General features: G+C 71.6%; 23 protein-coding genes. 13 read left to right on the forward strand and 10 right to left on the reverse strand.

Going from position 1 to position 24,111, the window contains the following annotated elements:
* Positions 1 to 115 precede the first annotated feature (115 nt).
* From ACIO3P_RS22935 to ACIO3P_RS22945, 3 genes are all read left to right on the forward strand, one after another.
* On the forward strand, positions 116 to 1,015 hold the full coding sequence (locus ACIO3P_RS22935) for a helix-turn-helix transcriptional regulator (RefSeq protein WP_329823321.1): 900 nt from the start codon (positions 116 to 118) through the stop codon (positions 1,013 to 1,015).
* A 67-nt stretch (positions 1,016 to 1,082) separates the two neighbouring features.
* Entirely contained in the window at positions 1,083 to 1,487 is a 405-nt protein-coding gene (locus ACIO3P_RS22940) for a RidA family protein (protein ID WP_329823319.1), read from the forward strand.
* Between the two features lie 71 nt (positions 1,488 to 1,558).
* Positions 1,559 to 1,993, forward strand: a complete 435-nt coding sequence (locus ACIO3P_RS22945; RefSeq protein ID WP_401851823.1) for a VOC family protein — start codon at positions 1,559 to 1,561, stop codon at positions 1,991 to 1,993.
* Between the two features lie 49 nt (positions 1,994 to 2,042).
* On the opposite strand, the gene ACIO3P_RS22950 is transcribed toward ACIO3P_RS22945, so the two are convergent.
* Together ACIO3P_RS22950 and ACIO3P_RS22955 are read right to left on the reverse strand one after the other, a co-directional pair.
* Entirely contained in the window at positions 2,043 to 2,699 is a 657-nt protein-coding gene (locus ACIO3P_RS22950; RefSeq protein ID WP_401851826.1) for a maleylpyruvate isomerase N-terminal domain-containing protein, read from the reverse strand.
* A 103-nt stretch (positions 2,700 to 2,802) separates the two neighbouring features.
* Positions 2,803 to 3,810: a helix-turn-helix transcriptional regulator gene (locus tag ACIO3P_RS22955; protein ID WP_401851829.1), complete on the reverse strand. Its 1,008-nt coding sequence runs from the start codon at positions 3,808 to 3,810 to the stop codon at positions 2,803 to 2,805.
* Positions 3,811 to 3,973: 163 nt separating this feature from the next.
* Between ACIO3P_RS22955 and ACIO3P_RS22960 the strand changes: the two genes are divergently transcribed.
* Positions 3,974 to 4,372, forward strand: coding sequence for a VOC family protein (locus tag ACIO3P_RS22960; RefSeq protein ID WP_401851832.1), 399 nt, complete (start codon positions 3,974 to 3,976; stop codon positions 4,370 to 4,372).
* 34 nt (positions 4,373 to 4,406) lie between these two features.
* Here ACIO3P_RS22960 and ACIO3P_RS22965 read toward each other — a convergent pair whose 3' ends face one another.
* The gene (locus ACIO3P_RS22965) at positions 4,407 to 5,027 is read right to left on the reverse strand and encodes a TetR/AcrR family transcriptional regulator (RefSeq protein ID WP_329823311.1); all 621 of its coding nucleotides are present in this window, start codon (positions 5,025 to 5,027) and stop codon (positions 4,407 to 4,409) included.
* A gap of 125 nt (positions 5,028 to 5,152) precedes the next feature.
* Between ACIO3P_RS22965 and ACIO3P_RS22970 the strand changes: the two genes are divergently transcribed.
* Positions 5,153 to 7,327, forward strand: a complete 2,175-nt coding sequence (locus ACIO3P_RS22970; protein WP_401851834.1) for a 2Fe-2S iron-sulfur cluster-binding protein — start codon at positions 5,153 to 5,155, stop codon at positions 7,325 to 7,327.
* A gap of 103 nt (positions 7,328 to 7,430) precedes the next feature.
* Here the strand turns inward: ACIO3P_RS22970 and ACIO3P_RS22975 are convergent, their stop codons facing one another.
* Positions 7,431 to 8,381 (reverse strand): SDR family NAD(P)-dependent oxidoreductase, encoded by a 951-nt coding sequence (locus tag ACIO3P_RS22975; protein WP_401851837.1) that lies wholly within the window; start codon positions 8,379 to 8,381, stop codon positions 7,431 to 7,433.
* Positions 8,382 to 8,605: 224 nt separating this feature from the next.
* On the opposite strand from ACIO3P_RS22975, the gene ACIO3P_RS22980 reads away from it, so the two are divergent.
* The 3 genes from ACIO3P_RS22980 (at position 8,606) to ACIO3P_RS22990 (ending at position 11,117) form a co-directional block, all read left to right on the forward strand.
* Positions 8,606 to 9,226: a PadR family transcriptional regulator gene (locus ACIO3P_RS22980; RefSeq protein WP_329823306.1), complete on the forward strand. Its 621-nt coding sequence runs from the start codon at positions 8,606 to 8,608 to the stop codon at positions 9,224 to 9,226.
* A 238-nt stretch (positions 9,227 to 9,464) separates the two neighbouring features.
* Positions 9,465 to 10,034 carry a Clp protease N-terminal domain-containing protein gene (locus ACIO3P_RS22985; protein ID WP_401851840.1) on the forward strand — a complete coding sequence of 190 codons (570 nt, stop codon included), beginning with the start codon at positions 9,465 to 9,467 and terminating at the stop codon, positions 10,032 to 10,034.
* Positions 10,035 to 10,112: 78 nt separating this feature from the next.
* A complete protein-coding gene (locus ACIO3P_RS22990) occupies positions 10,113 to 11,117 on the forward strand; it encodes an EamA family transporter (protein WP_401851843.1) in 1,005 nt (334 codons plus the stop codon).
* Here ACIO3P_RS22990 and ACIO3P_RS22995 read toward each other — a convergent pair.
* Positions 11,099 to 11,821, reverse strand: coding sequence for a pyridoxamine 5'-phosphate oxidase family protein (locus tag ACIO3P_RS22995; RefSeq protein ID WP_401851846.1), 723 nt, complete (start codon positions 11,819 to 11,821; stop codon positions 11,099 to 11,101). The genes ACIO3P_RS22990 and ACIO3P_RS22995 overlap by 19 nt on opposite strands.
* A gap of 36 nt (positions 11,822 to 11,857) precedes the next feature.
* Here ACIO3P_RS22995 and ACIO3P_RS23000 point away from each other — a divergent pair, with 36 nt between their 5' ends.
* The gene (locus tag ACIO3P_RS23000) at positions 11,858 to 13,189 is read left to right on the forward strand and encodes an aminotransferase class I/II-fold pyridoxal phosphate-dependent enzyme (protein ID WP_401851849.1); all 1,332 of its coding nucleotides are present in this window, start codon (positions 11,858 to 11,860) and stop codon (positions 13,187 to 13,189) included.
* Here the strand turns inward: ACIO3P_RS23000 and ACIO3P_RS23005 are convergent.
* Entirely contained in the window at positions 13,180 to 14,265 is a 1,086-nt protein-coding gene (locus ACIO3P_RS23005; RefSeq protein WP_401851852.1) for a DMT family transporter, read from the reverse strand. The genes ACIO3P_RS23000 and ACIO3P_RS23005 overlap by 10 nt on opposite strands.
* A 38-nt stretch (positions 14,266 to 14,303) precedes the next feature.
* On the opposite strand from ACIO3P_RS23005, the gene ACIO3P_RS23010 reads away from it, so the two are divergent.
* Entirely contained in the window at positions 14,304 to 15,248 is a 945-nt protein-coding gene (locus ACIO3P_RS23010) for a LysR family transcriptional regulator (protein WP_329823299.1), read from the forward strand.
* Between the two features lie 122 nt (positions 15,249 to 15,370).
* On the opposite strand, the gene ACIO3P_RS23015 is transcribed toward ACIO3P_RS23010, so the two are convergent.
* From ACIO3P_RS23015 to ACIO3P_RS23030, 4 genes are all read right to left on the reverse strand, one after another.
* Positions 15,371 to 15,868 carry a Rieske (2Fe-2S) protein gene (locus ACIO3P_RS23015; protein ID WP_329823297.1) on the reverse strand — a complete coding sequence of 166 codons (498 nt, stop codon included), beginning with the start codon at positions 15,866 to 15,868 and terminating at the stop codon, positions 15,371 to 15,373.
* A gap of 154 nt (positions 15,869 to 16,022) precedes the next feature.
* The gene (locus tag ACIO3P_RS23020) at positions 16,023 to 17,051 is read right to left on the reverse strand and encodes an LLM class flavin-dependent oxidoreductase (RefSeq protein ID WP_401851856.1); all 1,029 of its coding nucleotides are present in this window, start codon (positions 17,049 to 17,051) and stop codon (positions 16,023 to 16,025) included.
* An 87-nt stretch (positions 17,052 to 17,138) separates the two neighbouring features.
* Entirely contained in the window at positions 17,139 to 18,500 is a 1,362-nt protein-coding gene (locus tag ACIO3P_RS23025; RefSeq protein ID WP_401851859.1) for a PHB depolymerase family esterase, read from the reverse strand.
* Positions 18,501 to 18,558: 58 nt separating this feature from the next.
* Positions 18,559 to 19,734 (reverse strand): non-reducing end alpha-L-arabinofuranosidase family hydrolase, encoded by a 1,176-nt coding sequence (locus ACIO3P_RS23030; protein ID WP_401851861.1) that lies wholly within the window; start codon positions 19,732 to 19,734, stop codon positions 18,559 to 18,561.
* 273 nt (positions 19,735 to 20,007) lie between these two features.
* On the opposite strand from ACIO3P_RS23030, the gene ACIO3P_RS23035 reads away from it, so the two are divergent.
* The 3 genes from ACIO3P_RS23035 to ACIO3P_RS23045 all read left to right on the forward strand — a co-directional run bounded on the left by ACIO3P_RS23035 (position 20,008) and on the right by ACIO3P_RS23045 (position 24,071).
* Positions 20,008 to 21,489: an MFS transporter gene (locus ACIO3P_RS23035; RefSeq protein WP_401851864.1), complete on the forward strand. Its 1,482-nt coding sequence runs from the start codon at positions 20,008 to 20,010 to the stop codon at positions 21,487 to 21,489.
* A 136-nt stretch (positions 21,490 to 21,625) separates the two neighbouring features.
* Positions 21,626 to 22,192, forward strand: coding sequence for a snapalysin family zinc-dependent metalloprotease (locus ACIO3P_RS23040; RefSeq protein ID WP_329823288.1), 567 nt, complete (start codon positions 21,626 to 21,628; stop codon positions 22,190 to 22,192).
* 814 nt (positions 22,193 to 23,006) lie between these two features.
* A complete protein-coding gene (locus ACIO3P_RS23045) occupies positions 23,007 to 24,071 on the forward strand; it encodes a ParB N-terminal domain-containing protein (RefSeq protein ID WP_329823287.1) in 1,065 nt (354 codons plus the stop codon).
* Positions 24,072 to 24,111: the final 40 nt, after the last annotated feature.

Below are 24,111 nucleotides of genomic sequence, written 5' to 3' on the forward strand. Positions count from 1 at the left end.
CCCGGATCCCGCACGGACACCGCCGGAGCCGGTGTCGGACCTCCGCCGTCCCCGCGCCCTGGGTACACCTCACAGGGGCACCCAGGGCCGGACCGGGCCGCCTACGCTCGAAGCCATGGAGCTGGAGAGCCTCGGGGCCTATCTCAAGAGCCGCCGTGACCGGGTCACGCCCGCCGACGCGGGACTGCGCACCTACGGAACGGCCCGTCGCGTGCCGGGTCTGCGGCGCGAGGAGCTGGCCCAGCTCGCGGGGGTGAGCGCCGGCTACTACACGCGGCTGGAACAGGGCCAGGCCGGTACGGCCTCCCGGCAGGTCCTCGACGCGCTCGCCCATGTGCTTCAGCTCGATCCGGCCGAGACGGCCCACCTGCGCAACCTCGCCCGTCAGCCCGCCACATCACGGCTGGTCCGCCCCCGCCCGGAGGAACCGCACCCCCGGGTACGGGCGCTCCTGGCCTCCCTGGGTGAGACCACGCCGGCCGTCGTCCTCGGCCGCCGTGGCGACGTACTGGTGTGGAACCGCACCGGACACGCCCTCGTCGCGGAGCACCTCGACTTCGACGCGCCCCACGATCTCGCACGACGGCCGTCCATCCCCCGGATGTTCTTCCTCGACCCCCTCACCCGCGATCTGCACCAGAACTGGGAGGAGTTGGCCCGATCCCATGTCGCCTACCTGCGGTTTACCGCCGGCAGATATCCCCACGACGCCCGGCTGGCCGAACTGATCGGTGAACTCGCCATGCACAGCGCCGACTTCGCCGAACTGTGGGCCAGGGGCGATGTCGCGGAGTGCACCGTGGGCACCATGCGCCTGCGCCACCCGACCGTCGGCAGGGTCGACGTCGACTACCAGGTGTGGCTCCAGCCCGAGAGCCCCAGCCACCGGCTGGAGGTCTACACACCCAACGACACGGCCTCGGCCGACGCACTGCGCCTGCTGTCCGACCAGGTCGCCGATCAGCGGGAACCCGGGGCCGCCCGCCCCGAGGCGCTCCGGCGCACGGGCGGATGACCGCCGTCGTCCGTCTCTCGCGCGCCCGCTCACCCCACCATGCCGCCCGACAACGTAGGGAGATCCCATGGCTGTTGCGCTCATCAACCCCGACGGGCACGTCCGCGTCCCGCTTTACCACCACGTCGCGGTGGCGACGGGGAGCAAGCAGGTCCATATCGCGGGGCAGGTCGCCTGGGACGAGAACGGCGACCTCGTGGCACCGGGCGACCTCGCCGGACAGGTGGCCCAGGTCCATCGCAACGTCGCCAGGGCGCTCGACGCGGCAGGAGCCACGTTCCACGACGTCGTCCGGTTCACCTGGTACGCCGCCGGCTGGAAGCGGGAGATGTACGAGGCGTTCAACGCGGGCATCGAGCAGGCGGCCCGAGAGTTCGATCTCGCCACGCCGCCGCTCGCGCTGATCGGGGTCGACATCCTCTTCGAGCCAGGGATCCTGGTGGAGGCCGAGGTCACCGCGATCGTCGAGTAGCCGAGCAGTCGAGTAGGAGGCGGCGATCAACACGGTGGAGGGGCCGGTCCTCGGGTGGATAGGGTGGCCGGATGGCGTCGATCAAGCAGGTCCAGATCACTTTCGACTGCGCGGAACCCGAGCGCGTTGCTCGTTTCTGGTGCGAGGTGTTGGGGTACGTCGTACCGCCGCCGCCGGAGGGGTTTGCCACGTGGGGCGATTTCGACCGCTCGCTGCCGCCCGAGCGTCAGGGCTCGGCGTTCGCGTGTGTCGATCCCTCAGGTGCGGGCCCGCGGCTGTTCTTCCAGCGTGTTCCCGAGGGCAAGGCCGTCAAGAACCGGGTGCATCTCGACGTGCGGGTCGGCACCGGGCTCGTGGGCGAGGAGCGCCTGGCAGCGCTTGAGGCCGAGTGCGCACGACTGCTCCCGCTCGGCGCGGTGCGCGGGGACCTCCTGGTCGCCGATGGATTCAACGAGTCGTGCCTCGTGATGCAGGACGTCGAGGGCAACGAGTTCTGTCTCGACTGACGGCCGTGAACAGGGGGGCCGGCCACGACCGAGTTGGTCCTTCGGACGGTCATCCGAGGACGAGCGGGAGTGTCGTGGCCAGCTCGCCCAGTCCGGCCTTCTCCGCACCGGTCGGCGCGCGCCGACCGGTGCCGACGAGCAGGGCGTCCTTGTCGGAGAACGACGCGGGGAACGCGGCCCCGGCGATCCTCTCCAGCATCTCGCGGGACCGGGCGAGCCCCTCCGCCGGCGGTGGTGCCGCGTCCGGGAGGTACGCGACCAGGTCGAGATGGTGCAGGGTCCACTCCAGGACGTACGCGGACAGGTAGTCGGCCGCGGTGAGGACCACGTCGCGGGTGCCCACCCGCAGGCGCGGGTCGGCGAGTCCGGCGGCACGGCCGGCGGCGGAGCCGACATCGTCGAGGTGGAACATGAGCAGCCGGGGATCCTCGTACGCGGCGGCCAGCCGGACGGTCAGCGCGTCGAGCGGGTCGTCGCCCGTCGGCGGCGTTCCGGTGACCTCCCAGTAGGTCACCGCGTCGCGGGTCGGTTCCGTTTCGGCCGGGGTCGCCAGGGTGATCAGGACGTCCTGGGCGTCGATGACCAGATGGCAGACCAGGTCCCGTACGAGCCAGCCGGTACAGCCGGACGGCTGTCCGAAGTCCTCGTCGGAGAGTTCGGCGACCGCCGTGCGCAACGCCGTCCAGGAGCGTGAGAAGAGATCCATGACGGCACGGTAGTGCGGTGCCGTCATGGCGGACAGCGGACAGCGGACAGCGGAACGGGCCGGAGCGGGCACGTTCCGGCAGGGACGGGGCCTCGCCGATCCGTCAGGTGCGAGGCGGTCTTCGCCGGGCCGAGTCGGCGAGTCTGCCGGCGAGCGCCTCGACGAGGTCGCGGAGTTCGTCCGGTCGCTCGATGACGAACGGCCGGTCCAGCGACGCGAGCACGGCAGGCAGCCAGTCGAGCCGTTCCACCCGCAGTTCGACACGGGACCATTGCGTGGCGTCCGCCTCCGCGTCCGCGCGGTCCGCGGACGGTGACTCCTCCACGATCGCGATGCCGGCGGGAAGCCGGGTGTGGATCTGCTCGGCCGTCCCCTGGATCCGCAGAGTCACCTCGTGGCGGTACGGGGCGGTGGCGAGCCCGGTCAGGACGTGCTCCGCCGGGTCGAGTCCGGCGGGCGGATCGAACGCGCCGGGCAGGGTCCTCGCCCCGTCGATGCGATCCAGCCGGAACGTCCGGTCCTCACCGATCGCGGGATCCGCGCCCGTCACGTACCACCTGCCCGAGTGGGCGACGAGCCCGTACGGGTGCAGCGTGCGTTCGCTGCGCCGGCCGTCGGCGGCGGTGTACCGGATCGAGATCGGCCGGTGATGGCGTACCGCGTCGGCGATCGGGAGCAGGACCCCGGTCTCCGGGGCGGCCGGCTCACCGGGCGGAGCCGTGAAGGCGAGAGAGCCGAGTACGGCGTCGAGTCTGCGGCCGAGCCGCTCGGGCAGCACCCGCCGGACCTTGGCCGCCGCCGTCTCGCTCGCCGTGCCGGTGGCCGTCATCAGGCCGGCCCGCCGGCCCGCGACCAGGCCGAGCAGCACGGCGAGCGCTTCGTCGTCGCTCAGCATGAGCGGCGGCATGCGGTATCCGGAGGCGAGCCGGTAGCCGCCGTAGCGGCCGCGCACGGACTCGACGGGCACGTCGAGGTCGAGGAGGTGGTCGACGTACCGCCGTACCGTGCGCTCGTCGACGTCGAGCCGATCGGCCAGTTCGGCCACGGTCCGGATGCCTCCCGACTGCAGGAGCTCCAGCAGGGTGAGTACGCGAGCGATGGGTCGGGACATGCCGAGAAGTCTCTCGCGGATACCGGGCGGATTCTGTCCGGTATGGATCGTAGTGTGCGTTCAGAGGCATCGATCACCGCATCGATCACCGCATTGATCGGCCGCATCAATCAGCCGCATCGATCGGCCTCATCGATCACATCGATCAACCAGGAGAGAACCCATGAACTTCGTCTCGGTCCGCGTCATCACGGACGACGTCGCCCGCCTCGTCACCTTTTACGAGCGCGTCACCGGAGTGCGGGCGAGCTGGTCCAACGATGACTTCGCCGAGCTGAGGACCGCCTCGGCCACCCTCGCGATCGGCAGCACCCGTACCGTCCCCCTGTTCGCGCCCGGATCCGCCCGCCCGGCCGACAACCACAGCGTCATCCTCGAATTCCTCGTCGACGACGTGGACACCGTGTACGCGAACCTGACCGGCTTCGTGGAGGACTTCGTCAACGAGCCCACCACGATGCCCTGGGGCAACCGCGCGCTCCTCTTCCGCGACCCCGACGGCAACCTCGTCAACTTCTTCACCCCGGTCACCCCGGAGGCCGTCGAGAAGTTCGCTCGCTGACGGGAGAACGACGCGACGAGCCCGTACCAGCCGGCTACCCGTCACCGTGCAGATAGCGAGTGATCATGGCGGTCAGCTCCCTCTCCAGCCTCTCGACCTGGAGGGGATGCGGGGTTGCCATGAGCTTGTGGGTATTCATCTCCACCGTTCCCACGACAAGTTCCGCGGCCAGGTCGAGATCCCGCACCCGGACGTCCGGATGGCGGGCGAGCACATCGCGTATCTGACGCACCCGCGCCGTGCCGTGCCGGTCGATCGCTTCGATCAGTTCACTGGAGACCGGCGCTTCCTCGATCATGATCCGCAGGAGTTGCGGGTCGTCGCGATGGTGGTCGATCGCGTCGCGGACCAGGGCCAGCACCGTCTCCTTCAGGCTGCCGGGGGTCAGGTCCAGCTCTTCGGCCCCCTTCCAGGCGCCGCGATCGATGTGCCGGACCAGCAACTCGGCCAGGATGGCGTACTTGTTCGGGAAGTACTGGTACAGCGAGCCGATGGACATGCGGGCGTGCTCGGCGATGCGGTTGGTGGTGCCGGCGGCGTAACCGTACTCGGCGAAAACGTGAGCAGCGGAGGTGAGGATGCGCTCACGGGTGAGCTCGGCACGCACCTGCCGAGGCTTGCGACGTGGGGTGAGGCGGCGTTCGGCGGAGGACATCCGTTGATCTTCCCGGGCGGTGAAAAGCGAGTAGCCAAGAGGTGAGCTTTTGCTCAGAATACTGCCATGACCTGCGGAAACAAGCGAAGCGACTTAATGGGGGCGCGGCCGTGAACAGGACTCCCATGCAGCAGCACACACTCCGGCCGTACTCCTTGCACCGGCTCTCCTCCGTGGACGAGGTCGAGACGGTCATCGGCCGGCCGGCCGCGATCGTCATGCGCAAGCAGATCGGCGTCCTCGACGCGGGCTGCCGCGAGGTCCTGGCCCACAGCCCGGTCGCGGCCTTCGGCTACCGGGACGCCGACGGCACGGCCCGCACCACCTTCGTCGGCGGCGCGCCCGGGTTCGCGCGCGTCCACTCCCCGAAGCGGATCTCCTTCCCCGTTCCCGGGCCGGCCGTCGCGCACGGTCCGGTCTCGTTGTTCTTCCTGCTGCCCGGCGTGGGCGAGGTGCTGCGCGTCAACGGCACCGCGTCCGCCCCCAAAGGCGGGGCGGCAGCCGTGGACATCACCGAGGCGTACGTGCACTGCGCGCAGGCCGTCATCCGCTCCGGCCTGTGGGAGCCGCCCGCCCCGTTCCGGGCAGCCGAGCCGGTACCGGGCGAGGGCCCGTTGACCGGACCCGGCGTGAGCGACTTCCTGGCCGCCGCGCCTTTCCTGGCCCTCTCCACCTGGGACACGGACAGCGGCAGCGACACCAGCCCGCGCGGGGAGCGGCAGGCGGCCGTCCGCATCCTGGACGGCCGCACCCTGGTCCTCGCCGACCGCAGGGGAAACAAGCGCGCTGACACCCTGCACAACCTGGTGCGGGACGACCGGCTTTCACTCGCCGCGCTCGTCCCCGGCCGCAGCGGCGTGCTGCACGTCCACGGGCGAGGCGCGATCACCGACGACGCCGCGCTGCTGAAGACGATGGCGCTGCGCGGGGTGCCACCGCAGCTCGCACTCCTCATCGACGTGGAGTACGCCGAGGTGAGCGGCAACGACGCCGTGTCCGGTGCGCGCCTGTGGACGCCTGACGGGCGGACCGGCCAGGGTCAGGCGCCCGACATGATGGCCCTGGGCAGCGCCCATCTGGCCGCCGACCCGGCCGGGTCCGGGAGCGTGTCGGCATGGCTGATCAAGCTCATCACCTCCGTTCCGGGGGTGAGTTGGCTGATGCGGAAGGCCATCGACCGCGCCTACGTCTCCGGACTGCGCAAAGAGGGCTACGAAGACGTCCGAGCCCCCGCTGCCGCTCACCGCGACGACGCCTCCCCGGGCGAGGCGCTGGAGAGCCCGCCGCGCCCCGTGCGCATCCGCGAGATACGCCAGGAGACGCCCACCGTCCGAACCCTGGTTCTCGAGGACGCGGCCGGCGAGGCCGAGCGATTCGACTTCCACCCCGGGCAGTTCTTCACCCTGGTCACGGACGTGGAGGGGCAGCCGGTACGGCGCGCCTACTCGGCCTCCTCGGTCCCCGGCGCGACCCGACTGGAACTCACCGTCAAGCACGTGGAGGGCGGGCGCTTCTCCACACACGCCCACCGCGGTCTGCGCCCCGGGGACCGCCTCGCGGTACGCGGCCCCTCCGGCACCTTCCACACCCCGGCGCAGGCACCTGAACATCTGGTGCTCATCGCGGCGGGCAGTGGCATCACCCCCATGATGAGCATGATCCGAACCCGCCTGTCCGATCCCGCGGCGGCCGGCGGAATCCATCTGCTCTACAGCAGCCGGAGCCCCGAAGACATCATCTTCGGCGACGAGTTGACCCGCATGGAGAAGGACTGTCCGGACCGGCTGACGGTCACCCACGTCCTCACCCGCCGCGACGGCCGGCTCGACACCGAAGGCGTCCGCCGATGGGTCACCGGCCTGTCCCTGTCCGACAGTGCCCATCACTATGTCTGCGGCCCCGACGCGCTGATGGACACCGTCCAGGACGTCCTGCGGCATCTCGGCGTACCGGACGAACTGATGCACCAGGAACGCTTCACCGGTGGCGCTGCCGCTCCCACCGCCGCGGCACCCCAGGAGATGAGAATCGAGAAGGAGGGGAGCCTCGTCGGAGCCGCCGTGGTCGAGCCCGGCCAGACACTGCTCGATGCCGCTCTCGCCGCGGGACTGCCCATGCCGTACTCCTGCACGGTCGGCAACTGCGGCGCATGCATGGTGCGGATACGCAGCGGAGAGGTCACGCAGCCCGAGCACACCTGCCTCACACCGGAGCAGAAGGCCGAGGGTTATGTGCTGACCTGCGTCGGCTGCCCGCTGTCGAAGGTGACGCTCGACCTCGCCGATCCGGCGGTCTCCTGAGGACCTCAGGGCCTTAAGACCTCAGGACCTCAGGACCTCAGGGCCTCAGGGCCTTGAGGGCCTTGAGGGCCGGACGCGGCACCGCTTGTCCGATCTCGCCCGGTCAGGCGTCCACGAACGTCAGGTCGTGGCCGGTCAGTTCGCGGCTGGCCGCCCAGAGACGTGCCGCGGTCGTGGTGTCGGCCAGGTGGTTCCAGAGGGGTTCGACCCTGGGCGTACCGCGCAGTCCGAACAGCCGGGGGCTCCACATCTGGCCGCCGCGGACACCGGGGTCGAGCACGGCCCGGACGGCGGGCCATGCGGCGGCGTCCTTGCCCTGGACGAGAAGGCCGAGCGGCAGATGGCGCAGCCGCTCGCCGGTGGTCCGGACATGGAACGGCGGGCGCGAAGGCGTGAGGGAGTCGAGCGCGCCGCCGGGATGAACGACCACGCTCGACGTCGTGCTGCCGGCGGCACGCAGGCGGCGGTCGAGTTCGAAGGCGAAGAGCATCTGGGCCAACTTCGACCGCGCGTAGGTGCGCTTGGGCTGGTAGTCGTGCGTGCTCTGGAGATCGTCGAGGTCCAGGCGTTCGGACTTGGCGGCGAAGCTGCCGGTGGTGACGATCCGGCTCCCCGGGGTTGCCGTGAGCAGGGGGGCCAGGTGGTGGGTCAGCGCGAAGTGCCCCAGGTGGTTGACCGCGAGCATCAGCTCGTGACCGGCCGTGGTTTCGCGGCGCGGTGGATGGTCGAGCGCCACGCCGGCGTTGTGGACGACGGCGTCGAGGCGATCCAGACCGAGCGCGTCCACGGATGCCTTGAGCGACACGAGATCGGCCAGGTCCAGGGGCAGGTGCCGTACCTCGGCGCCGGGGACGCGTGAGCTGATGGAGGCGATCGCGGCTTCGGCCTTCGCTCTGTCGCGGCTGCCGAGAACGACCGTGGCCCCGGTGCCCGCGAGTTGCTCGGCGACGAAATACCCGATGCCCGCGTTGCCGCCGGTGACCAGGAAGCTCTTTCCCTCGGCGCGAGGCAGCCGGTGGACGTCCCACTGCGGGAACGGGGGTACGGAGGGCATGGCGGGCTCCCGGAAGCTCGGAGTGGTCTGGAGGCGGGCGGGACCGCACATGTACAGCCGGCCACGCCCAGTTCCTACGGTCCCAGGCGCCGCCCACATCCCGCCGACAGATCACTGTCCCCGCCGACAGCCGACCGACACTCACCTCGGCGGGCTTGTCATGCGACAGGTTCCGATATATCGTTGACGCATCGCGACAGATCAACGATGAAGGGAGCGTAGCGATGCGTTCACATGGACATGACCACGGACACGAGCACGGACCGGGACCCGGTCACTGCGGGCCCGGCCCTTCCGGCCGGGGTGACTTCGAGGGGCGGCGTCGGGCCTTCGGGCCGTTCGGGCCGCCGTTCGGCGGTCCCTTCGGTGGGGGCGGCAGGGGGCGCGGCGGCGGAGGCCGGGGGAGGGCGCGGCGCGGTGACGTGCGCGCCTCGATCCTGGCGCTGCTGAAGGACCGGCCGATGCACGGTTACGAGATGATCCAGGAGATCGGCGAGCGCAGCGGCGGGGCCTGGCGGCCCAGCCCGGGATCGGTGTACCCGACCCTCCAGTTGCTGGAGGACGAGGGGCTGATCACCAGCCGGAGCGAGGGCGGCAAGAAGCTGTTCACCCTCACCGAGGCCGGCGCCGCCGAGGCCGAATCGGGGCCCGAGGCCCCGTGGGAAGAGGCCGGCCGCGGTGTCGACTGGGAGTCGATGAACGAGATACGGCAGGCCGGATTCGGGCTGATGGAAGCCTTCGGCCAGGTCTGGAAGACCGGTACTCCCGATCAGCGGGAGAAGGCTCTGGCGGTCATCAACGAATCACGCAAGAAGCTCTACCTGATCCTCGCCGACGAGGGCTGACCGCCCCGTCGCCGACAGAGTGAGGCCCCGCGGCCCGAGCCGCGGGGCCTCACTCGCGCGACCACGCGGGGCCTCGCTCGGGGAGGCGCAGAGGGGAAGTGGTGGGGGAATCAGGGAATAACGGGGGAATCTCATCCGCAAGGAGGAGAACTCGTCCCGATGTACCCACCCTCCGTCGGACGTGAAGATGCTCCCCTTCGGGGATGACCCGGGCGCGCGGGACTGATGGGGTGGGAGAGTGCAGAAGCCTCCACCGCTGGTGCCGATACAGCCCGCCCCTGAGCGCGCCGGCGTCACGCCGGTCCGCGCCGCTGCCGAGTCCCGGCTCACCGCGGAGCTGGTGTCGGTGCTCTCCGGCGCGCGCAGGCGAGCGCTGCGCGTCGGGGACGCCCAGGTCGACACCGCCCATCTGCTGCACTCCCTGCTGGAGACGGACCCGCGGGTACGGGAGGTCTTCGGCGGCGATCAGCAGGTGGTCCGGGTGATGGGCTATCTCGTACAGCGGAGCATCGGTTACGGGCTGCGCTGGCAGGCCACGGTGGAGGACTCCGGATCCGTTCCCGCGGTGCCCGTACCGCGCGGCGCCGCGGACCGTGCCGTGACCGGCTGGTCCCCGCAGGCGCTCGCCGCCATGGCGGGCGCCCTGGACCGGGCGGCCCGCCACGGTGAGCCGCGCGTCAGCGGGCTCGATCTGCTGGCCGCGCTGCTCGCCGACCGTGACTGCCGCGCGGTCGAGGTGCTGGAACGGGCCGGGGCCGACGCCGGAACGCTGGAGCGACGGCTGTCCCGCCTCTCCGGCCTGCTGTGATCCGGGGCGCCGGGAGCGGCCCGTCTCGACAGGCGTCACGCGGATGACGCTCCTGACGCGAGCTGTCATGATGGCGCCATGCACGCGTCTCAGGGGAGAAACGTCGGCCTGGCACTGGCTCTGGGCTCGGCGTTCGCATTCGGTGGTTCGGGGGTCGCGGCCAAGCCGCTGATCGAGGCGGGGCTCGACCCGCTCCACGTGGTCTGGCTACGGGTCGCTGGCGCCGCACTCGTCATGCTTCCGGTGGCCTGGCGCCACCGCGCGCTGGTGCGCCGCAGGCCCGCGCTCCTCGCCGGGTTCGGCCTGCTGGCCGTGGCGGGCGTCCAGGCGTTCTACTTCGCCGCGCTCTCCCGTATCCCCGTCGGGGTCGCGCTGCTCATCGAGTACCTCGCGCCCGCGCTCGTCCTGCTCTGGGTCCGCTTCGTCCAGCGCCGCCCGGTCACCCGCGCCGCCGCGGTGGGGGTCGTCCTCGCGGTGGGCGGTCTCGCCTGTGTGGTGGAGGTCTGGGCCGGGCTGGGCTTCGACCCGGTCGGGGTGCTCCTCGCGCTCTGCGCCGCCTGCTGCCAGGTCGGCTACTTCGTCCTGTCCGACCAGGGCGGCGACGCGGAGGACGCCCCCGATCCGCTCGGCGTGATCGCGTACGGACTGCTCGTCGGCGCCGTCGTGCTGACCGTGGTCGCCCGCCCGTGGGGCATGGACTTCTCGCTCCTCGGCGGCTCGGTGGACGTCGGCGGTTCGCAGGTCGCGGCCTGGCTGCTGCTGGGCTGGATCGTGCTGATCGCGACCGTGCTCGCGTACGTCACCGGAGTGGTCTCCGTGCGCAAGCTCTCCCCGCAGGTGGCGGGCGTGGTCGCCTGCCTGGAGGCGGTCATCGCGACCGGGCTGGCCTGGGTGCTGCTGCGGGAACACCTGTCCGCGCCGCAGATCCTCGGCGGCGCCGTCGTGCTCATCGGCGCCTTCATCGCCCAGTCGTCGACGCCCAAGGTGCCGTCGGGACCGATCGCCGTGGGGACGGGCGGTACGACGGAGGAGGCGCCGCCTTCGGCGCTTCCCTCGGCGGCGCCTCAGCGGGCGGAGAGGTAGCCGGGCAGCGCGACGGACGGGTCGAGATCGTCGGCCGGCACAGGGGCGCCGTAGCCCCGTACGACAGGGACGACCCCGCTCCAGTACGGCAGGGAGAGGTCCTCGGGCTCGTCGTGGGGGCCGCCCGTACGGACCTTGGCGGACACCTCGTCCAGATCGAGCCGGATCACCGCTGTCGCGGCCAGTTCGCGGGCGTTGGCGGGCCGGGAGTCGGCGGAGCGGCCGGGGACGGCCTGGTCCACGATCGCGTCGAGCGCCGTGCGCCGCTCCTCGGGGTCGGTGACCTGGTGGGCGGTGCCGTGGACCACGACCGAGCGGTAGTTGATCGAGTGGTGGAAGGCGGCGCGCGCCAGCACCAGTCCGTCGACATGGGTCACCGTCAGACACACCGCGAGGCCGGGGTCCGGCGCGGTGCCGGTACCGGACGCCATCCGCAGCGGGCGTGAGCCCGTCGAGCCGTGCACGTACAGCCGCTCGCCCACCCGTGTGTAGAGCGTGGGCAGGACGACCGGGGCGCCGTCGCGGACGAACCCGAGATGGCAGAGGTACGCCTCGTCGAGGATCCCGTGCACCAGCTCGCGGTCGTACGAGGCCCGCTCCTTGGCGCGGGTGGGGACGGTGCGGGCCGTGGGCCGGTAGGCGGTGTCCGCCCCGGTGGGATCGGCGATGTCGGTGGTCTCGGTGGTCTCCGTGGGCTGCGGCATTTGCGTTCTCCATTGCACTAGTGCATAATCTTCTTTGTGCTAGGAGAGTACCGGATCACGGGCCGGGGTGCCGCTGAGATTTCCGCCAGCGTGGAGCGAGGGGTCGGCTCCGGTGAGCTGGCTCCGGGCCAACCGCTGCCCCCGATGCGGGAGTTGGCGACAGAGTTGGGGGTCAACCCCAATACCGTCGCCGCCGCCTACCGTGCCCTGCGCGACCGGGGGGTGATCGAGACGGCCGGGCGCCGGGGCAGCCGCGTACGGTCACGCCCGGCGAGTACCGCCCGCGGCTCCATCCGCGTCGACGCGCCGCCCGGCGTACGGGACATCTCCGAGGGCAACCCCGACCCGGCCCTGCTGCCCCCGCTGGACGACGCGCTCGCCGCCGCAGCGCGCCACAACGCCGCGCATCCGGGGCTGTACGGACAGGACCCCGTCGACCCGGAGTTCGCGCGCCTCGCCCGCGCCGGTCTGGACGCCGACGGCGTGCCGCCCGGCCCTGTCGCCGTCACCTCCGGATCGCTCGACGCCATCGAACGCGTCCTGGCCGCGCATCTGCGCCCCGGTGACGCCGTCGCCGTGGAGGACCCCGGCTGGGGCAGCCTGCTGGATCTCGTCCCCGCGCTCGGGCTGCGGCTCGTCCCCGTCGGGGTGGACGACGAAGGACCGCTCCCCGCCGACCTCGACCGGGCGCTGCGCGCCGGTGCCCGCGCGGTCGTCGTCACCTGCCGCGCGCAGAACCCGACCGGCGCGTCGGTGAGCGCCGACCGGGCCGCCCGGCTGCGCGCCCTCCTCGCGGCCAGGCCCGAGGTGCTGCTCATCGAGGACGACCACGGCCACAGCATCGTGGACCTGCCCCTGCACCCACTGGCGGGCGTCACCGACCGGTGGGTGCTCGTACGGTCCACCGCGAAGGCGTACGGACCCGATCTTCGCCTCGCGGTGCTCACCGGGGACGCGCTGACCGTCGACCGGGTCAGCGGGCGCCAGCAACTCGGCCCCGGCTGGGTGAGCCGGCTCCTCCAGCGGGCCGTCCTGCACCTGTGGACCTCGGGAGCGGTGGACGTACCGGCCGTCGCACGGGCCTACGGGGAGCGGCGGGGCGGGCTGGTGGCGGCGCTGGCCGAGCGGGGTGTGGCGGCGCACGGCCGCAGCGGTATGAACGTCTGGGTGCCGGTGGCCGACGAGACCGGCGCGGTCGCGCGACTGCTGCACGCCGGGTGGGCGGTCGCACCCGGCGCGCGCTTCACGACCCTGGCGCCTCGGGGCGTACGGCTGACGGTGTCGACCGTCACGGCCGACGACATCGGGCCGCTCGCCGACGCGGTGGCGTCGGCGGCGGGCCCCGCACCCGCCCGCAGCTACGGCTGACGGGCCGCCGTACGCCGTGATGTGCGGGACGGGTGTGATGTGCGGGATGTGCGGGTCCGGCTCTGCGTGAGCGCGGCCCCGAGGAGCACGATCAGCGCGCCGACCGGGGTGTTCCAGCTCAACTGCTCCCCGAGGAGCGTGACACCGGCCGCGGTCGCGATCACCGGGATGAAGTACGTGACCATCTGGCCGGTGGTCGGCCCGACCTCGGCGACGATGCCGTACTGGAGCAGGATCGCCAGCCCCGTCCCCAGCGCGCCCAGCACGACCACCGCCAGCAGCGGACCCACCGGGAACGAGGTCGGCAGCGTGGTGAACAGCGGGGTCACCACGGCGAGTTGCAGCGTGGCCAGGAAGAGCTGCGCACCCGTCAGGGAGAGGTACGAGTCGCTGCTGCCCGCCAGGGTGCGGCGTACGTAGATCCAGCCGATCGGGTAGCTCAGCGAGGCGAGCAGCGCCATCGCCGTACCGGTCGGATCGAGCCCCGAGAAGCCCTGCCACGCGCCCAGCACCGTCAGCACCCCGAGGAAGCCGAGGCCGAGACCGGCGACCCGGCGGCGGGTGGGCCGGTCCTCGGAGAGCGCGACCAGGGAGAGGACCATGCCCCAGAGCGGGGAGGTGGCGTTGCAGATGCCCGCGAGCGTGGACGGGATCGTCAGCTCGGCGTACGCGAACAGCGAGAACGGCAGCGCGTTGAGCAGGAACGCGGCGACGGCGAGATGACCCCAGGTGCGCACGGACCGGGGCAGCCCCTCGCGCCTGACCGCCATCGCGACGGCCAGGACCGCCGTACCGAAGAAGAGCCGGCCGAAGGTGACCTGGAAGGGGGCGAAGCCGTGGGTGCCGACCTTGATCAGCAGAAAGCTGAAGCCCCAGATGAGCGCGAGCGCGGCGAACCGTATGCGCCAGTCGAGCGCGGGACGCGGGCGGACCGGTGCGGCGGAACCGGTGGCATCGGCATCGGTAGCGGCATCGGTGGCCGGGGTCGGGTGGGCCGGGGTCGGGGTCGGGGTCGGGTGGGCCGGGGTGGCGGAGGTCATGGCGTCAACGATGGCGCGAGGAACCTCGTAGAACAAGCAAGACTTTGACCACCCCTCTGATTAGTATTGCTTACATGTTGAATCTGGAGCGCTTGCGGACCCTGGATGCCCTGGCCCGGCACGGCTCGGTGAGCGGCGCCGCCGACGGCCTGCACGTCACGACCTCGGCGGTCTCCCAGCAGATGGCCAAACTGGAGCGCGAGGTGGGCCAGCAGCTCCTGGCCAGGAACGGCCGTGGCGTACGGCTCACCGACGCGGGCCGGCTCCTCGCCGACCACGCGGCGCGGATCCTCTCCCAGGTCGAGGTGGCGCAGTCGGACATCGAGGCGCAGCGCGGCCGGGTGGTCGGCGAGGTACGGATCTCGGCGTTCCCGACGGCGGCGCGCGGGCTGTTCCCCCGCGCGCTCCGGGTGCTCCGCGAGGACCACCCCGAGCTGCGGGTCCGTTCGAGCGAGCTGGAACCCGAGGCCGGCGTCCGGGGCGTCATCAGGGGCGATCTCGACCTCGCCGTCGTACTGGACTGGAGCAACAAGCGGATGCCGGTGCCCGGCGGCCTCGCGACCGCGCATCTGCTGGACGACGCGGCCGACCTGGCGATGCCGGTCGGCCATCCGCTCGCGGGCCGGGCTGAGGTGGACCTGGAGGACTTCGCGGACGACGACTGGGTGTCCTGGCCGGAGGGCGAGTTCTGCCACGACTGGCTGATGTTCACCCTGCGCTCGAAGGGGTTCGAGCCGCGGATCGCGCATCTCGCGGGGGAGTACCACACCCAGCTCGCGCTGATCGCGGAAGGACTCGGGGTCTGTGTGGCGCCCCGGCTGGGGCGCGGCGCGCTGCCGGAGGGCGTCGCCGTGGTCCCCGTACGGAACGCGATGCACCGGCATGTCTCCGCCGTGTGGCGGACGGACGCCGACCGCCGCCCGTCGATCAGGGCGGCGGCGCGGGCGCTGGGCCGGGTGTCGGCCGAGGTGACCGGCCGGGACGGGCACGGCCCCCGTACCGAAGGGGTTGACGGCTGACGGGCTTCACCCGCTGCCGACGAAAAGTGAAGTCCGTCAGCCGTCGGTCTGTGGTGGCGCCGGGGCGCCAAGGTGGTACGGACCCACCGGCTCACCGGGCCCCTGGTGGCGGGGCCCGGTGGTCAGGCGAGGGTGATCGAGGTTCCGGAGACCTTGATCGAGGCCGCGGGCAGCGGCTTCGTGGCGGGTCCGGCCTTCACACTGCCGTCCGCCGCGCTGAACTGGCTGCCGTGGCACGGGCAGTGGATGACACCGTCCGCGATGTCCTTCACCGCGCACCCCGTGTGCGTGCACTTGGACGAGAACGCCTTGTACTCGCCCGCCGTGGGCTGGGTGACGACCACGCCCTGGTCGGCGAAGACCATGCCGCCGCCCTCGGGGATGTCGGTGGTCTTCGCGAGAACACCGCCGCCGGCCGCTCCGGCGTCGCCGCCGGTCGTCGGCTGCTCGGCCGCGCCGTTCGAAGAGTCCGAGGAGCCCGAGGAGTCCGACGTGTCGTCCGAGCCGCCGCACGCGACCAGCGCCGCGCCCAGCCCCACGGCGCCCGCCGCCGCGACCACCGTTCTGCGTCCGACGGTCCGGCGTTCCACGATCCGTGCGGTCCCCTGCGGTTCCGTCATGCCCAACTCCCGTTTCGTGCTGCTCGCGCTGTCCCGCGCTGTCCTCGCGCTGTTCTGCGTCGCCGGTTCCGTCTGCGGTTCTGTCTGCCTGCGTCGCCGGTTCGTCAGAAAGTACGTGAAGGAACGCCGGGATACTCAACACCTCAGAGAATTCTCAGGAATCCGTCCGCGCGGGGCCGGGCCCGAGCCCCACGAGGTCCGCCAGCCGGCGGTACGAATCCAGCAGGGCGTCCCGGTCGTACGTACTGGTCGTGACCAGGTACTCGTCCGCCTCGCTGCGGGCCAGCAGCTTCTCCAGGGCCGCAGCGACCTCCTCCTCGGTGCCGGCCGTCTGCCCTCGCCGCGCCTCCTCGAACAGCGCGCGCTCCCGCTCCGTCATGGGCGTCGCGAGGACCGTGTCGACCGGGGCGAGGGGCGGGAACGCGCCATGCGTGCGCGAGTACGCGGTCGACCACGCCTCCGGGATCAGCAGCCGGTGCGCCTCCTCGGAGGTGGCGGCCACCGCGAGCGTGCCGGAGAGCACCACGTACGGGTGCTCGCCCCACGCGGACGGCCGGAAGTCGCGCCGGTACTCCTCGACGGCCCGCAGCATCGCGTCCTCGCCCCGTACGGCCGCGATGACCAGCGGGAGTCCCGCCCCGGCCGCGACGCGCGCGCCCTTCCCGGTCGCCAGGACGAACGCGGGCGGGCGCAGCCCCTCGGCGGGGTGCGCGTGCACCTCGGGGTGTGCGGTCCCGTCACCGGTGAAGTAGGCCAGCAGCTCCGCGAGCCGTACGGGGAAGTCGTCGGCGTCCCGCTTGTCCCGGCCCAGCGCCCTGCGGATGCCGTCGGTGAAGCCGACGGAGCGGCCGAGCCCCATGTCGATCCGCCCCGGGAACAGGGACTCCAGCACACCGAACTGCTCGGCCACGACCAGCGGTTGGTGGTTCGGCAGCATCACCCCGCCGGTGCCGACCCGGATGGTGGAGGTCGCGCCCGCCACGGCCGCGGCGAGCACGGTCGGCGCGGAACCGGCCACGCCCGGCACGCTGTGGTGCTCCGAGACCCAGAAGCGGTGGTAGCCGAGCGCCTCGATCTCCCGCGCGAACCGTACGGTCTCCCGCAGCGCCTCGGGGGCCGTCACGCCCTGCCGGGTACGGGAGCGGTCCAGTACGGAGAACTTCGTCGTCGTCGCGATCGCCACGCTCGGTTCAACACGTGTGCCGGGCCGAAATTCCCCGCGGGCCCCGGCGCGCGCGCCCGGACCCGCGGGGTGGTGACACCGGCCCGGTCAGACGACCGTGCAGGCAGTTCCGTTCAGGGTGAAGGCGCCGGGCGCGGACGCGCCGCCGCCGTGGTTCGCCTGGTAGCCGATGGTGACACCGGCGCCCGGGTTGATCGTCCCGTTGTACGACATGTTGGTGGCGGTCAGAGCGCCGGTGGCCGGGGCGTAGGTGGCGCCCCAGCCGGAGGTGATGGTCTGGCCGGAGGGCAGGGTGAAGCCCAGCTTCCAGCCGTTGACCGGGGTGGTTCCGGTGTTGGTGACCGTCACGGAGGCGGTCAGCCCGGTGTTCCAGGCGCTGATCGTGACGGCCACCCGGCAGGTGCCAGGCTGCGGCTCGGGGCCGGGCCCGGTGCCGCCGCCGTCCAGCCCGAAGAAGGTGAGGACGCGCGCGGCCATGCCCCCGGCGGGCAGGTTGTGCCCGACGCCCTGGAGGCTGATGGCCTCGACCGGCGCCTGGTCGCCTGTGGAGCCGTAGCGGGTACGGGTCCAGTTGGACTGGGGCGAGTCGGTCGCGGCCGGCGTCTGGGCCAGTCCGTGGACGTTCGTCCACTGCTTGATCTCTTCCCCGAAATTGGGGTAGCGCAGGATGTCGTCCTCGGTGCCGTGCCAGAGCTGCATGCGCGGCCGTGGCCCGCTGTAGCCGGGATAGGCGGCGCGGACCAGGTCTCCCCACCCGGCGGGGGTGCGGCTGACCGTACCGTTGGCGCACGCGCTGTTCCACTCGGAGCCGTCGGTGGTGGCGAAGCAGCCGAACGGAACGCCCATGAACGCGGCGCCCGCGGCGAAGACGTCCGGGTAGTCGCCCAGCAGGACGTTGGTCATCATCGCGCCGGAGGAGGCGCCGGTGACGTAGACGCGGCTGGTGTCGGCGCTGTACGTACGCGTGGCCCAGTCGACCATGGACCGGATGCCCACCGGGTCGCTCCCGCCGCCGCGGCGCAGGGCCTGCGGCGAGGAGACGTCGAAGCACTTGCTGGCCCGGGTGACGGACGGGTACACGACGATGAAGCCGTACCGGTCGGCGAGCGAGGCGAATTCGGTACCGGAGTGGAACACCGGCCCGGAGCCCCCGCAGTAGTGCACGGCCACCAGGACCGCCGGGCGCGCGGCGACCGTGTCCGGCACGTACAGATACATCTGGAGGTTGCTGGGATTGCTGCCGAAGTTGGTGACCTCGGTGAGGGCCGCGGCGGGCGCGGCGGGCGCGGCGGGCGCCTGACGAGGTGCGGCGGGTGCTCCGGGAGGTGCGGCGGAGGCCATGGGCGCGGTGAGGAACACCGTCGCGAGCAACGGCGCCAGCGCTCCGAGAAGCGCGACGAGCGCTGTACGCAAGGGTCTCCTCGCGCGGTTCCTGCCAGTTCTGGACACGTCCTTGTCCCTTCCTGATCGCGGCTCGGGTGGGGGGTTGCCGGGTGCCGGGGAACGTTCAGCAGGTGGAGTTGGTCTGGGTGAGCAGCCCCAGCCGCCAGGGGAGCTGGGAGTAGTCACCGCTCGCGTCCGGATCGAGCCCCTGGTAGAGGAAGCGCAGACGGCACGGATCGATGGTGAGGTTCTGGTCGACCCCGTCGCGGATCAGCTCGCCGTGGCTGACGTCCCGGGTCCACGCGGCCTGCCCCGGCTCGAAGAGCACGTTGTTCGCGCGGGCGAAGGGTACGGCCTCCGTGTCCGCCAGCGGGGTCCATGTGCCGTCCAGCCGGTCGGCGGTCCAGGCCCGGAAGTACCGCCGCCAGTCCGAACCGGTGGCCAGGGCCTCGACGAGCATGAGGTACGTGCCGCTGTCGCCGACGCGGTAGACGTTGCTCGCCTCGAAGAGGTCGAAGCGGTTCGGGGCGGTGAGCACGACGGCGGTGTCGCGGAAGCCGCCGGGGAACTCGGCGAGGGTGGTCCGCGCCCGGTACTGATGGCCGTTGCCGTCGGAGAAGAACAGGTAGCAGTCGGTCCGGTCGCAGATCACCCAGAAGTCCAGCCAGCCGCCGTCCCCCTTGTTCTCCAGGAGGACCGGCGGCTCGGTGTCCATGAAGAGGCGGGGCGTGCTCCAGCTTCCCGGCCGGGTGGGGTCCTTGCTGGTGGAGTACGACGGCGGACCGGTCTGGTAGACCATGTACCAGGTGCGCTGGGGCGCGAAGTAGAACACCTGGGGTGCGGCGGCGTACCGGTCACCGATGTTCGGGTTGGTGTCCAGGAACGTCTGCGGCGCGGCGGCGGCGTCGGACCAGTTGGCGAAACTGGTGTACGCCAGGCTCCACCGGCCGGTGGTGTCGGCGGTCGTGGCATAGACGTGCCACCGGTCGGCGTACCGGAAGACCGTCGGGTCCTTGACCGAGACGATCGGATGGGCCGCGTCCGGCTTCGGAGCGATCAGCGGACCGCTGGACGACCAACTGAACGAGCGGGGCAGCGGGTTCGCCCGCGACGCCGACTCCGACTCCGCTCCCGCGTCCGCCTTTGACGCCGCCTTTGACGCCGACTCCGACTCCGACGCCGACACGGCCGGTCGCCGGTCGGCCGCGGTGGCCGGTCCCGGCGGGACGGTGAAGGCCACGACGGCCAGCAGTCCCAGGATCAGGGCGCTCACGAACAGGCGCCTGTGTGGAATTCTCATGACCTCGCCCCTCTCGGAAAGGCACCGTCCCGGGGCATCGTGGCATGGACACGGCCGCCGTGGAAGCGCTCCCACGGGGGTGGCCGGATCGCTTCGACGGAACGCGGGACGGGCCCGGCGCGGGCGTGTCAGCCCCGGGCGCGCGGCGTCCGCACGTACGCTGACCGGGCGGCCCGGCCGGAGTCCGGGCGTCGCACCGCGAGGACGGCGGAGGCCGGTGCCCGGCGTGCGCGACGGGTCCGCGGCCCTTCCCTCTCGGACCCGGAGGCGTCCTTGCGGTTCGGTACATCCTCGCCGCGTCCCTTCGGCCGGCTCCCGCTGGCCGGACGCTACCCCGCGGCGGTGGCGCTCTCGCTGCTCGCGCTGAGCCCGTATCTGATCCTCACCTCGGCCACCGCCCTGATGGAACCGCGGGTCATGGAGGACATCGGCGGGACCGCGTTCGAGCTGCAGCTCGCCGGTGCCCTGTCGAACGCGGCGTACGCGTTCGGCGCGGTGGCCGCCGCCGACCTCGTCCAGCGTGCGGCCCGGCGCCGGATCTACCTCATCTGTGAAGCGGGCTTCGTGCTGAGTTCGGTGCTGGCGCTCAGCGCGCCGGGAATCGGCCTGTTCACGGCAGGTGTGGTGCTCCAGGGCCTGTTCACCGGCATGCTGCTGGTCGCGGCGCTGCCACCGCTGGTCACCGGACACCCCGTGGAGCGGCTTCGGACGACCGCGGCCGTCATCAGCCTCGGACTGTTCGGCATGGTGGCCTTCGGGCCGCTGGTGGGCGGACTCGTCGGGAGTCTGGGCGGCTGGCGGCCCCTGTTCGCGGGCATCGCCACACTGGCGGCGATCGGCCTGACCATCGGCGCCCTGACCTTCGAGGGCAACGAACCACCGGACCGCCGGGCGCGGTTCGACCGGTCCGCCATCCCCCTCGCGCTCGGGACCACCATGCTGCCGTTCTTCGGCGTCTCCTGGCTGACCCGCGGCTCGTTCAGCGATCCCGCGTTCTTCGTGCCGGTCGGGTGCGGGCTGATCTGCGGTGTGTTTCTGGTGGGAGGCCAGTACAGAAAGGCCGATCCGCTGATGCCGGTGCGGCCCATCAGCAACACACTGCCGGTCGTGGGAACGGCCAACGCGATGCTCGTCGGCGCCTGCTTCACCTCGCTCCTGGAACTGACCGAGACCTATCTGACCAGGGAGGCACACTACGCCCCGCTGCGCGTCGGGGCGCTCGTCACACCTCAGATCGTCGGTGTGTTCGTGGCCGCCGTGCTGTTCCGGCGGCTGATGTCGACCCGGTGGACCCCGTACCTGGCCCTGTCGGGCACCGTCAGTGTGGCGATGGCCGCCGGCGTGCTGCTGACCGCGTCCACGGGTAACGCCTCCGTGGTCGTTCCCTTCGCGGCGCTCCTCCTCGGCTTCGGTGCGGGCGCCGGCGTGACGCCGGGGCTCTTCCTGGCCGGTTTCTCCGTACCGTCGGCGCAGATCGGTCCGACCTTCGCCCTGGTCGAACTGCTGCGCTCGGAAGCCGCGTTCCTGGTCGGCCCCGTCCTGCTGCACCTCGCCCTGACCACCGGCCTCGCGCACGGCTTCCACCTCGCCGTGGCGATCATCCTCGCGCTCCTGGTGATCGGCGCGCTGCTCCTGGTGGGCCTCTACGCCCTGGGCGGCGCCCGTCCGCAGCCGCCGGACCTCGAATCCTGGCTGGCCGGCAGCTCGACGGCCTATCACTCGCCGGCGCTGCTCGCCGCACTCCGCAAGAGCTGAACAGCGGTGATTCCGCGGCCCGTCGTGGTCGTCGGCACGGCTGCCGATTGACGGATTGGTGTCCGTCCCCGCTGGGCAATGAGCAGAGGAAATGTATGTCATGTGCACGACTTTCTCTCCTGCAAGGAGGCCGACCATGAACGTTCGTAAGCTGACCGGCGGGCTCGCCGCCACGCTGGCCGTGACCTTTTCCCTGATAGGCGGCCAGGCCGTGGCCGCCCCTTCCGCGGACGCGGACCGGGCCGCGGCCGCTCGGGTGGTCACCTATGACGCCAGCGGTACCGCGGAGTTCAGGTCCGCGGTCGACCGGGGCGCGGCGATCTGGAACGAGAGCGTCGACGCGGTGGAGCTACGCCCCGTCGCGACCGGGCAACGCGCCAACATCCGGGTCCTGGCGGATGACGGCTGGCCCCGCGCGATCACCACCTCGCTGGGCAACGGAACCGTCTACATCGGACGGCAGGCGGTGAACGAGGGCCACAACACGATCCGTATCTCGTCCCACGAACTGGGCCACATCCTGGGCCTCCCGGACCGCAAGCCCGGCCCCTGCACGAGCCTGATGTCCGGTTCCAGCGCGGGAACCACCTGCACGAACGCCTACCCGAACACGGCCGAGAAGGCCGAGGTCGAGAGGTACTTCGGCGGTGCGTTCGCGCGGACGGCCGGAGCGGCGCCGCTCAACGCCACGATCGCGGACTGACACACGACGCGGAGCCCCCGGCGGAAGTGGCCGCCGGGGGCTCCGTGCTGAGCGAACCCGGGCCGCCCCCGCGGACAGGAGCCGTTCGGTCGTCGCTTGAGCGGAATACTGCTTTCCGTTAATAGCGCCTGCTGAACGAAGCTGACTGGTTTCCGATACTCGGCTAGATTTCGCCGTGCGACGGAAAATGTGAACGGGGGATTCCGTGGAGCAGATGACTTTGGCGAGAGATGAAGTGGCCGTGGGTGCATCGAATGGTGCATTGGATCGGTTCATCGGTGAACACACCGGTAAAGTGTGGGAAAAGTGCGGCCCAAGCGGCCGCAAAGGTACATCTTTGACGGTGCGTCGACCGCGCGTCAGAGGTGGAGCCCCTGGTCGGGGCGTGTGTGCGCCCGGGAAGGCCGGCACATTCAGGGTGCCGCCGCTTTCCGGAGTGCCGTCCGTCGAATTGCTGCCCGCCCTGGTCCGCGCGCCGGAAGGCCCGTGCTCGGCACCGGTAGTGACCAGCGCCGTCTGAGATTCCGCACGTCATGAGTCCCGCCCCGCCGGCGGCCGCGTCCGTGGGCGCGGTGGACCTCCGGTGGCCGGTTTCCGGTCGAGCCATGTCCGTGTCGGCCGTCCGCCCGCGTTCCGCCGGCCCGGTCGTCCGCTGACTCCGCCACCCCCTGCCCGGACCGGTCCCGGGCGCGCCGCGCGCGTACGCCCGTCCGCGCGACAGGGCGGCGCCGTCGGCGCCGGACGTCATGACGAACACCCACCGCACGACTGAACGACCAAGCGCTGAACGGCGCGTCCGGAGAGGTGAGGGTCAATGGAGAGACGAACTGTTGCGCGTGTCGGGCCGGACCTGCCGAACCTGTCCGAGGTGCTTCCCGAACTGACCGCCGACGGGCGGCCGTCGAGGCTCGGTTCCTTCGAACGACGGTCGGTACCTCTGGACACCCTGAACCCCGCGGACTCGCCGCGGATGAAGACGATCGACCAGAACCACGTCGACGTACTGACCGAACTGAACGGGCAGTTACCTCCCATCGTCGTCCACCGGCCCACCCGGCGCGTCGTGGACGGGATGCACCGGGTGGACGCCGCCCGGCGCCGCGGTGACACCGCCATCGACGCCTACTTGCTGGACGTTCCGGAGCGCGACCTGTTCGCCCTCTCGGTACGTCTGAACACGGCACACGGCATGCCGCTGTCGTACGCGGAGCGGGTGGCCGCGGCCGGCCGGCTGCTCGGGGACAGCGCCGGAATGTCGGACCGGTACGTGGCGGTGGTCGCCGGACTGTCCGCGCGTACGGTCGCCCGTATCCGGCGTTCAACCGGGCACGATCCGCACCTGAACGCCCGTATCGGCATGGACGGCAAGGTCCATCCCAAGGGGGTGGCGCAGGGCCGGGAGCAGGCCGGGCGGCTGCTCGCCGAACGGCCGGAGGCGAGCCTGCGCGAGGTGGCCAGGGCGGCGGGGATCTCGCTGGGAACGGCGCACGACGTCAAGAAACGGCTCCAGCGCGGGGAGGACCCCATGCCCGGCGGGGGCAGGTCCGTGGTCGCGGAGCAGCGGCCGAAGCAGAAGCTCGCGCGCGCCACGTGCGAGACCCCGCCCCTGCCGACGGCCGAACTCCTCAAGAGGCTGCGCAGGGATCCGGCCCTGAGGTCGACCGACTCCGGGCGGGTGGTGCTGCGACTGCTCGCCCTGCACGACCTCGACACCTCCGACTGGACGAGCATCGTGATGAACCTCCCCACGCACTGCACCGATGTCGTCGCGGCGCTGGCCCGGCAGAGCGCGCTCAGATGGACGCAGTTCGCCGATCAACTGGAGAAGCAGGCTCAACTGGAGAAGGAGGCGGCGAACGGGCCCCGTACCGATGAATGAGAGGGCGGGGAAACGGGATTGGCCCCGCTATTCGCTTTCC

This window comes from Streptomyces sp. NPDC087310 (assembly GCF_044744405.1).
Classification (GTDB): domain Bacteria; phylum Actinomycetota; class Actinomycetes; order Streptomycetales; family Streptomycetaceae; genus Streptomyces.

Bases quoted from the DNA above. Each gene is read 5' to 3' on its own strand.
- ACIO3P_RS22935 (WP_329823321.1), top strand. From the start codon at position 116: ATGGAGCTGGAGAGCCTCGGGGCCTATCTCAAGAGCCGCCGTGACCGG.
- ACIO3P_RS22940 (WP_329823319.1), top strand. From the start codon at position 1,083: ATGGCTGTTGCGCTCATCAACCCCGACGGGCACGTCCGCGTCCCGCTT.
- ACIO3P_RS22945 (WP_401851823.1), top strand. From the start codon at position 1,559: ATGGCGTCGATCAAGCAGGTCCAGATCACTTTCGACTGCGCGGAACCC.
- ACIO3P_RS22950 (WP_401851826.1), bottom strand. From the start codon at position 2,699: ATGGATCTCTTCTCACGCTCCTGGACGGCGTTGCGCACGGCGGTCGCC.
- ACIO3P_RS22955 (WP_401851829.1), bottom strand. From the start codon at position 3,810: ATGTCCCGACCCATCGCTCGCGTACTCACCCTGCTGGAGCTCCTGCAG.
- ACIO3P_RS22960 (WP_401851832.1), top strand. From the start codon at position 3,974: ATGAACTTCGTCTCGGTCCGCGTCATCACGGACGACGTCGCCCGCCTC.
- ACIO3P_RS22965 (WP_329823311.1), bottom strand. From the start codon at position 5,027: ATGTCCTCCGCCGAACGCCGCCTCACCCCACGTCGCAAGCCTCGGCAG.
- ACIO3P_RS22970 (WP_401851834.1), top strand. From the start codon at position 5,153: ATGCAGCAGCACACACTCCGGCCGTACTCCTTGCACCGGCTCTCCTCC.
- ACIO3P_RS22975 (WP_401851837.1), bottom strand. From the start codon at position 8,381: ATGCCCTCCGTACCCCCGTTCCCGCAGTGGGACGTCCACCGGCTGCCT.
- ACIO3P_RS22980 (WP_329823306.1), top strand. From the start codon at position 8,606: ATGCGTTCACATGGACATGACCACGGACACGAGCACGGACCGGGACCC.
- ACIO3P_RS22990 (WP_401851843.1), top strand. From the start codon at position 10,113: ATGCACGCGTCTCAGGGGAGAAACGTCGGCCTGGCACTGGCTCTGGGC.
- ACIO3P_RS22995 (WP_401851846.1), bottom strand. From the start codon at position 11,821: ATGCCGCAGCCCACGGAGACCACCGAGACCACCGACATCGCCGATCCC.
- ACIO3P_RS23010 (WP_329823299.1), top strand. From the start codon at position 14,304: ATGTTGAATCTGGAGCGCTTGCGGACCCTGGATGCCCTGGCCCGGCAC.
- ACIO3P_RS23015 (WP_329823297.1), bottom strand. From the start codon at position 15,868: ATGACGGAACCGCAGGGGACCGCACGGATCGTGGAACGCCGGACCGTC.
- ACIO3P_RS23030 (WP_401851861.1), bottom strand. From the start codon at position 19,734: ATGAGAATTCCACACAGGCGCCTGTTCGTGAGCGCCCTGATCCTGGGA.
- ACIO3P_RS23040 (WP_329823288.1), top strand. From the start codon at position 21,626: ATGAACGTTCGTAAGCTGACCGGCGGGCTCGCCGCCACGCTGGCCGTG.
- ACIO3P_RS23045 (WP_329823287.1), top strand. From the start codon at position 23,007: ATGGAGAGACGAACTGTTGCGCGTGTCGGGCCGGACCTGCCGAACCTG.